The following is an 8,115-nucleotide window of genomic DNA, read 5'->3' on the forward strand; positions in this document are numbered from 1 at the left end:
GAGCTTCCGGAGCTCGCGCGAGGAGGGACGTCGTGACCGCAACCGCGCCCGCCACCCCTCCTGCGACCAGTCGGACCGACCTTCGCAAGGAGCGCACCCGGGCGGCCCTGATCGAGGCCGCACAGGGCTTCCTGGCGGACAACCGGACGGACGTCCCTGCCCTTGAGGTCACGCGGGCGGCCGACGTCGGGGCGGGGACCCTGTACTACCACTTCGACAGCAAGGAAGCGCTCTTCGAGGCCGCCGTGCGCGACGCCGTCGAGCGGCACGGCGACCTGATGGACGAGCTCACCGCCGACCTCGACGACCCTGCGGTCGCGTTCGCGCAGAGCTTCCGCCTCACCGGCCGACTGCACCGCAGGCAGCCGGTGCTGAGCAAGGTCCTGCTCAACACCGGCACCCGGCTGGTCGGCCTGGACCACGGTCTCGCACCCCGGGCGCTGCGCGACATCACGGCTGGAACGTCGGCAGGACGCTTCCACGTGGGCGACCCTCAGCTGGCACTCATGGTCATCGCCGGCGCGATGCTCTGCCTCGGGCAGCTCCTCCACGACGAGCCCTCGCGCGACGACGGGGCTGCGGCTGACGCCGTGGCGGAAGACCTGCTCCGCATGCTCGGCGTACCCGCGGACGAGGCCTCCGAGATCTGCCGCCTCCCCCTCCCCGAGCCCCTCGCCTGAGCCCCTCCCCCGAGGGCGCCCGCGACGCGGGTGGACCAGCCCGACGCGCTGCCACCGAACTGAGGAATTCGTCAGAAACGCTTGACGTATGCAACGGCCGCAACTGAGGATGTCGTCAGTTTCCTTGGAAGGTGGCTGTCATGACGTCGTACGAACCGGGCCTCGGGCCACCGTCCCCGCCAGTGGGCGGGGACGCCCACGGCACGCACAGCGACCTGCACAGCGAGCAGGGCGCACTCACCGGGGAGCACCCCGGGCGCGCACGCAACCCGGTGATCAAGGTCCGTGACCTGGCGTGGCTCGAGTTCGCGAAGCCGGACCTGAGGGCCGCGGAACGCTTCGCCCACGCCTTCGGCTTCACGACCAGCGTCACCGCACCGGGCGAGACGCACCTGCGTGGCACGGACCCCGGCGCACCGTGCGTGATCCTGCGCCACGGTCCCCGCTCCCGCTTCCTCGGCCCCACCTTCCTTGCCGCCGCGGCCGAGGACCTGGTCCGGCTCGCGAACGCGACCGGCACCCCGGTCCGTCGGATGCCCGAGTCCCTCGGCGGCGCGGGCGTGGAACTCACCGACCCGAGCGGCCTCCCCGTACGGGTGGTGCACGGGGTCCACGAGCTCGAGGCGCTCCCGGGTCAGGCGCCACGCACCGTCAACGTCGGCCAGGAGGTGCTGCGCACCAACGCGACGCAGCGCCCACCGCGCGTACCCGCCGGGGTGCAGCGACTCGGGCACGTCGTCCTGCAGTCCCCGCGCTACCGCGAGGTCCTGGACTGGTACCTGGAGCACCTCGGTCTGATCGTCAGCGACTTCCTGTTCTTCGACGGCCAGCGGCACCGGGGGCCGACGATGAGCTTCATCCGGTGCGACCGCGGGAGCGAGCCGACCGACCACCACACCCTGGCCATGACGCTCGGCCCCTCCAACCGGTACGTCCACTCGGCCTACCAGGTCAGCGACCTCGACGCTCTGGCGGCGGGCGGGGAGTTCCTGCTGGGCGAGGGGTACCAGCGTTCCTGGGGTGTCGGCCGGCACATCCAGGGCAGCCAGATCTTCGACTACTGGCGCGACCCTGACGGGTTCCTCGTCGAGCACTTCACCGACGGCGACCGGTTCGACTGCACCCTCGAACCCGGGTGGGCGCCCATGACCGCCTCCGGTCTGGCCCAGTGGGGCCCGCCGGTCACCAAGGACTTCCTCGGCCTGGCTCCCGGCAAGGAGTCCGCGGCCGAGCTCCGTTCCATGATCCGTTCACTGCGCGAGGACAACGAGTGGGACCTCGAACGCCTCCGCGGCCTGATGAAAGTAGCGACCTCGTGAGCATCTCCGTCCTCCGTACCGCCGACGCGTGGTGGGCCCTCACCTCCGACGGCACCGCCGCCCGCATCGCCACCGGGGCGACCAGCACCGCTGAGCTACTCGCAGACCGGGCCGCCGTCGAGACCGCAGCGGGCGGACCGGGCGGCACCGCCGTCGCCTCCCTCGACCTCGTCTCGCCTGTCACCGCCCCGTGCCGGGTGGTCGCCCAGATGACGAACTACGTCAGCCACGTCCGCGAGTCCGGCATGGACCCCGAGACCGTGCCGCTCACCTTATTCCGGAAGACGTCGGGCTCGGTCAGCGGGCCGTACGACGACGTCGTGAAGCCGTCGCACGTGCGGTTCCTGGACTACGAGGTCGAGCTCGGGCTGGTCGTGGGGCGCACCCTGGCCGTCGGTGACGTCGTCACGGACGCCAACTGGACGGGGTGGGTGGCCGGGTTCGTGGTCACCAACGACGTCTCGGCACGCGACGTCCAGCTGCCGAAGACCCAGTTCTACGAGGCCAAGTCGTACCCGACCTTCACCCCGACCGGCCCCGTGCTGGTCCTGCTCACGGGCGCGGAGCTCGAGTCGTTCCGCACCCTCCGTCTCACCTTGAAGGTCAACGGCCAGACCCGCCAGGACAACACTGCGGCCGACATGATCTACTCCCCCGCCCAGGCCCTCGCGGCACTGTCCCGGTTCCAGCGGCTCGACGCCGGCGACCTGGTGCTGACCGGTACGCCGGGCGGAACGGCACTCAAGGCTCCCCCGCGGCCCGTCGAGATCATCGGAAGCCTGCTGCCCCCGGCCAAGAAGTGGAAGGCGTTCTTCAACGCGCAGTCCAAGAACGAGAAGTACCTGGCCGACGGCGACGTCGTGGAGGTGAGCATCGCCTCCCAGGACGGCCTGGTCGACCTGGGAACCCAGCGCACGGTCGTCAGGTACGCGGAGTGACGCCACCCGGCGCCAGCAGGCCGCCCGACGTGGTCGTGGTCGGCGCCGGTCCGACGGGGGTCACGGCCGCCGCCCTCCTCGCGCAGTACGGCGTGCGGTCCCTCGTCCTCGACCGCTGGGCGGGCGTGTACCCCCAACCGCGGGCGGTACACCTGGACGACGAGGTGCGCCGCATCCTCGACCGGCTCGGGCTGGACGACGACTTCGCGGCCATCTCCCGCCCTGGCCGCGGGTTGAGGTTGCTGAGCCGTGACCACGCCGTGCTGGCACAGTTCGAGCGGGACCGCCTGGTGGGGGTGCACGGTCACCCGCAGGCCAACATGTTCGACCAGCCCGACCTCGAGGGGCTGCTGCGCGCCCACGTCGCCGGTCTGCCCGAGGTGACCGTGTGCGGGATGGCCGAGGTCACCGCCGTCGAGCACGTGTCCCAGGACCGGGTGCGCGTCGCCTGGACCGACCGCACCAGCGGTCAGGAGCACGTCGTGCTGGCACCGTTCGTGCTCGGCTGCGACGGCGCCAACAGCACCGTGCGGGCTGCGCTCGGCGCGGGGATGAGGGACCTGGGGTTCGAGCAGAGGTGGCTGGTCGTGGACATCGACACCGACCGGGGCCTGGCCGCTTGGGAGGGGGTGCACCAGGTCTGCGACACCGCGCGCGCCGCGACGTACATGCGGATCGGCGAGCGCCGGTACCGGTGGGAGTTCCAGCTGCTCGACGGCGAGACGTCAGCGGCCTTCGGCACCATCGACGCGCTCGCGCCGCTGCTGTCCCCGTGGGTCGGGACGGTCACGGCGGACCTCACGGTCAGGCGGCTCACCGACTACACGTTCCGGGCGCAGATCGCCGACCGGTGGCGCGACCGCCGGGTCCTCCTGCTCGGCGACGCGGCGCACCTGACGCCACCGTTCATCGGCCAGGGCATGGGCGCCGGGATGCGCGACGCCCACAACCTCGCCTGGAAGGTGGCCGGCGTGCTGCAGGGAGACCTCCCTGAGTCCACCCTCGACTCGTACGAGGCTGAGCGGGCGCCGCACGCTCGTGCCCTGATCCGTACAGCCGTGTGGATGGGCCGCGCCATGACGCAGGGTGGGCGACTGGGAGACCTCGGGCGGCGGGCACTCCTCCCCCACGCCCACCGCGTGCCCGGGCTGCGTGAGCAGATCGTCAACGGCTCGACACCGGCTCTCAGGATCCCTGGAACGCGCCACCGTCTCGTCGGCCAGTTGTGCCCCAACGTGCCGCTCGCCACCCACAGCGGCGAGCGGTGGGACCGTTCAACGGTTTCCGGACGCTTCGCGCTCGTCAGTTGCGGCCCGGTGAACCAGCACACCCGCGCTCTCGTCGCCGCCCGCGGCGGGCTCGTCGTGGACGCGGGTGACGGGTCGGCGCTGGCACGGTGGCTCACCGACGGCGGCGCCCGGTCCGCCCTCGTGCGCCCGGACGGGGTCGTCCAGGCTGCCGGACCGTCGGCGACGGCGATGGCCGGCCGGATGCCACCGTTCCGTGTCCGGGAGACCTCGCTGGCTCGCTGAGCCGTGGCACCTCGTTCTCAGAGGGCGGGAGGAGTCGGGGACTGCCCCCGCAGCCACTGGCCGAACGTGCGGGTGACGGGGCGTACGACGACACCTCCGTGCTTCTTGCGCCCTGAGACGCGTACGCGCAGCGTCACCGGGATGCCCGGAGCGGGAGGGGCCTCGCGGCAGCGCACGTGGCAGTGGGCCGTCCTCAGGTCATCGAGGTCCACCACGATGCCGGGGCGGGTGACGAGGACCAGATCGCCGCCCGTCATCGCGAGGACCACGTCCAGCGTGCTGCCGGTGACGACGGCCTCGCTGAGGTCGAGGGTGACCCCGACCCACTTGGTGGCGACCTCGATCCGCTGCGGGAGCACCCACGCGCCGTCGCGCTGAACGGGCGAGCCGTGCTTCTGCTCGATCTTCACGACCGCCTTGGCCTGTGCGCCGCGGTGGTCGAGGGTGGGGCCGACGGGTAGGTCAGCAGTGAGCCCGGCGAGCTCTGCACGGGTGCGTGCGGAGAGCGCCGCCTCGAGGCGCTCGTCGAGCTCGTCGAAGCTGAGGTACCCGTCGCCGGCTGCGACACGGAGCACGTCGGCCACCCGGTCGCGGTCGTCGTGGGAGGCCCGCATCTCGGGCTCGCTGCCGCCACGTGGGGTCCATCGCACCATGGTCGGCAGGCTACCTGCCGGTTCGCGGCCGTCGCTCACCTTCACCGGCACCCGCCGGCAACACGGGAGGTCTTGGTGTCGGTGCCGCGCGCGTAGAGGATCCCGCGCCCGGAGAAGCTCGATTCAGCTGATGTCGAACAAGATCCGTACGAAGACGTACGCGGTCAGGCACGCGTAGGCGCCCAGCACGCCGAGCGCCGCACCGACCCAGGCCCTGCGGGACACGGACTCCCACCCGATCAGCGCAGTGATCGCGACACCGACGGGGATCGCGACACAGAGGACCCATGGAGTTGGGCGCCCGTCCACCTCCCCCGCTGGGGAGTGGGACACCACAAGGGTGCCGAACGCGTCTCGATCGAGGGCCGAGCAGACTATTCCCGGGTGTCAGCGGCGCGCGCCTCGGTGAGGTGCAGGATCAGTCGCGAGCCCTCGCTCGGGATCGGCGATTCCGGAACGTCCAGCTGCAACGACACGGCTACCGCCTGGCCATTGAGTGATTCCCCGGGCGACTTCAGTGTCTCGGCGACTTCGAACCCCAGGAAAATGATCGCAATGCTGCTCGGGCCACGACGCCGCCGTCGTCACGCTCGCTGAAGGAGATCCCTGTGACGGTGCCTTCAAGCACGTGCGTGCTGACGGCGGTCAGCTCCTCCACGGTCGAGTACTGAGGCCCGTCCACCACGACGATCGACAGGACGGTCGAGTTCGCGCGCGGCTGACCGTCTCCTTCGGCAACGCCCGAGGAGCACCCCTGGGTGATCAGCCCCAGTGCCAGCACCGTTGCCGCGGTCAGTCGAATTCTCACCATCACGCCTTTCGCGGTTGAGCGGGATCGTTCACACGTAGCGGACGCTGACACCATGGACGTCGTCGGCCCACTGCGCGGTTCCGTTGCACTCGAACCCGACAACCGTGACGCGGTAGTGCAACCGTCGTCACCGTGTACGCGCAGGGCTGAGGCCGGCGACCGGGCGGAGGAGTCTGTGGGCCACCCGGTGACCCGCAAACTCCGGTGCCTCACGTGGCCCGAAGCCCCAGAAGCGGAAGAACTCCCGCAATCCTCCGGCCATGTCGAAAGCACGCCTGGCCATCACCGCAAGGTGCCAACTCAACTGGGGGCAATCCCTTGCCTAGGACCCCGCCGCCTGGCCGCTGATCGACGCCACAACGGGCCACGGGATGTGACGGTCGACCTCGGGCAGCCGCCACACCGCGAAGTCGGGTGACTGCTTCCAGCCGAGGTCGGAGAAGAGGAACGTCACGTCGCGGTACCGGATCGTCTGGCCGTGCACCTCGACCGAGTTGACCATGTACGTCACCGCGTCGAGGTCGTTCTGAAGAAGTTGCCACGTCTCGTCGAAGACCAAGTCCATCAGCCTTGGGAGCGGGATCGGTTCCACGCGCCCGGCCGCTTGCAGGCGTGGATCGAGGAATGCTTCCTGGACGAGGGCGGCGCGGTGGAGGTTCAAGAGTTCGTGCCGTTGCTGTGCCGTGTCCAGCGGGACGTCATCCTCAACGAGGAATACCTTCTCGACGATCCCGAAGCCAGAAGGTGCGGAGATGCTGAACGTGTTGGTCAACGTTCCTCCAGGGAGGTCTGGAGTGACGGCGGAATGGCCACTGTAGGCGTCATGACGTTGGGGTTGCTTTCAGCCGCGCCGCCATCACCCCACGCGCCCGCTTCGACCTTCACGCACCCGATGTACGCGCGCAACATCCTGGGCACGTCATCTGCGTGACACCTCGGGAATGCCAGAGGGCCTCTCGCACCAGCGAGAGGCCCTCTGACCTGCGGCTTCTTCGGTCGGGCTGACAGGATTTGAACCTGCGACCCCCTGACCCCCAGTCAGGTGCGCTACCAAGCTGCGCTACAGCCCGAACACTCCGTACGGACCTGCCGCACACGAGCGAGGAAACCATAGCGCAGACCCGCTCCGACGACGCATTCGGGGGGTGGTTCCGCGGCTCAGACGGAGGCGAAGCCGGGGAGGAACATGCCCGCCGCCAGCAGCAGCCACAGGCCGTGCCACGCCAGACCCACCCACACCATCACCCTCGAGGCGCCGGGCCACCGGCGCCCGAGCACGAGGACGAGCACCCCGAGGATCGCGGGGACGCAGGTCCACAGCACCAGCAGCGCGGCGAAGACGAAACCGAGGCCGGCCAGCGGGTCGTCGTTCTCCAGCGCGGAGAACCACAGGAGGACGGCACCGAGGACACCAAGAAGGCCCAGGCCGATCAGGACACCAGCCAGCGCCGACATCCAGGGACGCAGTTGCACGACAGCGGGACGGAGGGACGACGAGGGCGCGGGAGTGTGGGTCATGCCTCCCACTCTCCCGCGCCCTCGCTCACGGCGTCATCGGTGCGCGTACTCAGCGCTTGCGCTTCTCCCGGGCCCGCACCTGCAGGACGATCGGGGTGCCCACGAAGCCGAACTCCTCACGCAGGCGACGCTCGATGAACCGCTCGTACGCCGCGTCGAGCTTGCCGGAGGTGAACAGGATGAAGGTCGGCGGGGCCGTCGAGGGCTGCGTGCCGAACAGGATCTTGGGCTGCTTGCCGCTGCGCACCGGGTGCGGGTGCTCGGCGACCAGACGGCCCAGGAAGTTGTTGAGCTGGCCGGTGGAGATGCGGGTCTCCCAACCCTCCAGCGCCTTGTCCAGGGCGGGCACGATGCGGTCCACGTGCCAGCCGGTACGCGCGGTGATGTTGATCCGAGGAGCCCATTTCACCTGGACGAGCTCACGCTCGATCTCGCGCTCGAGGTAGTAGCGACGCTCGTCGTCCACGAGGTCCCACTTGTTGAACGCGATCACCAGCGCCCGACCGGCCTCGCGGATCGTCTGCACGATGCGCAGGTCCTGCTCGGAGATGGACTGCTCGGCGTCGAGGACCAGGACGGCCACCTCGGCGCGGTCGATCGCGGTCGTCGTCCGCAGCGACGCGTAGTACTCGTGACCCGAGGCCTGGTTCACGCGCTTGCGGAT

At 70.2% G+C, this 8,115-nt stretch carries 9 protein-coding genes and 1 tRNA gene; 4 read left to right on the forward strand and 6 right to left on the reverse strand.

Annotated features, from left to right (window positions below; translation table 11 throughout):
• Nucleotides 1-32: 32 nt before the first annotated feature.
• From ACI379_RS13110 to mhpA, 4 genes are all read left to right on the forward strand, one after another.
• Nucleotides 33-680 carry a TetR/AcrR family transcriptional regulator gene (locus ACI379_RS13110; RefSeq protein WP_439792536.1) on the forward strand — a complete coding sequence of 216 codons (648 nt, stop codon included), beginning with the start codon at nt 33-35 and terminating at the stop codon, nt 678-680.
• A gap of 140 nt (nt 681-820) precedes the next feature.
• Nucleotides 821-1,999, forward strand: a complete 1,179-nt coding sequence (locus tag ACI379_RS13115; protein WP_439792537.1) for a VOC family protein — start codon at nt 821-823, stop codon at nt 1,997-1,999.
• Nucleotides 1,996-2,937: a fumarylacetoacetate hydrolase family protein gene (locus tag ACI379_RS13120; RefSeq protein ID WP_439792538.1), complete on the forward strand. Its 942-nt coding sequence runs from the start codon at nt 1,996-1,998 to the stop codon at nt 2,935-2,937. The genes ACI379_RS13115 and ACI379_RS13120 overlap by 4 nt, the downstream gene beginning before the upstream one ends.
• A complete protein-coding gene (gene mhpA, locus ACI379_RS13125; protein ID WP_439792539.1) occupies nt 2,934-4,469 on the forward strand; it encodes a bifunctional 3-(3-hydroxy-phenyl)propionate/3-hydroxycinnamic acid hydroxylase MhpA in 1,536 nt (511 codons plus the stop codon). Before ACI379_RS13120 ends, mhpA begins: the two co-directional genes overlap by 4 nt.
• Nucleotides 4,470-4,486: 17 nt before the next feature.
• On the opposite strand, the gene ACI379_RS13130 is transcribed toward mhpA, so the two are convergent.
• From ACI379_RS13130 to ACI379_RS13155, 6 genes are all read right to left on the reverse strand, one after another.
• Entirely contained in the window at nt 4,487-5,122 is a 636-nt protein-coding gene (locus ACI379_RS13130; protein ID WP_439792540.1) for a DUF1707 SHOCT-like domain-containing protein, read from the reverse strand.
• A 514-nt stretch (nt 5,123-5,636) separates the two neighbouring features.
• Nucleotides 5,637-5,930, reverse strand: coding sequence for a hypothetical protein (locus ACI379_RS13135; protein ID WP_439792541.1), 294 nt, complete (start codon nt 5,928-5,930; stop codon nt 5,637-5,639).
• 325 nt (nt 5,931-6,255) lie between these two features.
• Entirely contained in the window at nt 6,256-6,705 is a 450-nt protein-coding gene (locus ACI379_RS13140; protein ID WP_439792542.1) for a hypothetical protein, read from the reverse strand.
• Nucleotides 6,706-6,929: 224 nt separating this feature from the next.
• Nucleotides 6,930-7,003: transfer RNA gene (locus tag ACI379_RS13145), tRNA-Pro, on the reverse strand.
• An 88-nt stretch (nt 7,004-7,091) separates the two neighbouring features.
• On the reverse strand, nt 7,092-7,451 hold the full coding sequence (locus ACI379_RS13150; RefSeq protein ID WP_439792543.1) for a hypothetical protein: 360 nt from the start codon (nt 7,449-7,451) through the stop codon (nt 7,092-7,094).
• Between the two features lie 49 nt (nt 7,452-7,500).
• The coding region (locus tag ACI379_RS13155) for a GTP-binding protein (protein ID WP_439792544.1) at nt 7,501-8,115 on the reverse strand (615 nt) is incomplete at its 5' end.

This window comes from Nocardioides sp. (assembly GCF_051876515.1).
Classification (GTDB): domain Bacteria; phylum Actinomycetota; class Actinomycetes; order Propionibacteriales; family Nocardioidaceae; genus Nocardioides.

Coding starts and splice junctions, on each gene's coding strand:
- ACI379_RS13115 (WP_439792537.1), top strand. CDS start 821: ATGACGTCGTACGAACCGGGCCTCGGGCCACCGTCCCCGCCAGTGGGC.
- ACI379_RS13130 (WP_439792540.1), bottom strand. CDS start 5,122: ATGGTGCGATGGACCCCACGTGGCGGCAGCGAGCCCGAGATGCGGGCC.
- ACI379_RS13150 (WP_439792543.1), bottom strand. CDS start 7,451: ATGACCCACACTCCCGCGCCCTCGTCGTCCCTCCGTCCCGCTGTCGTG.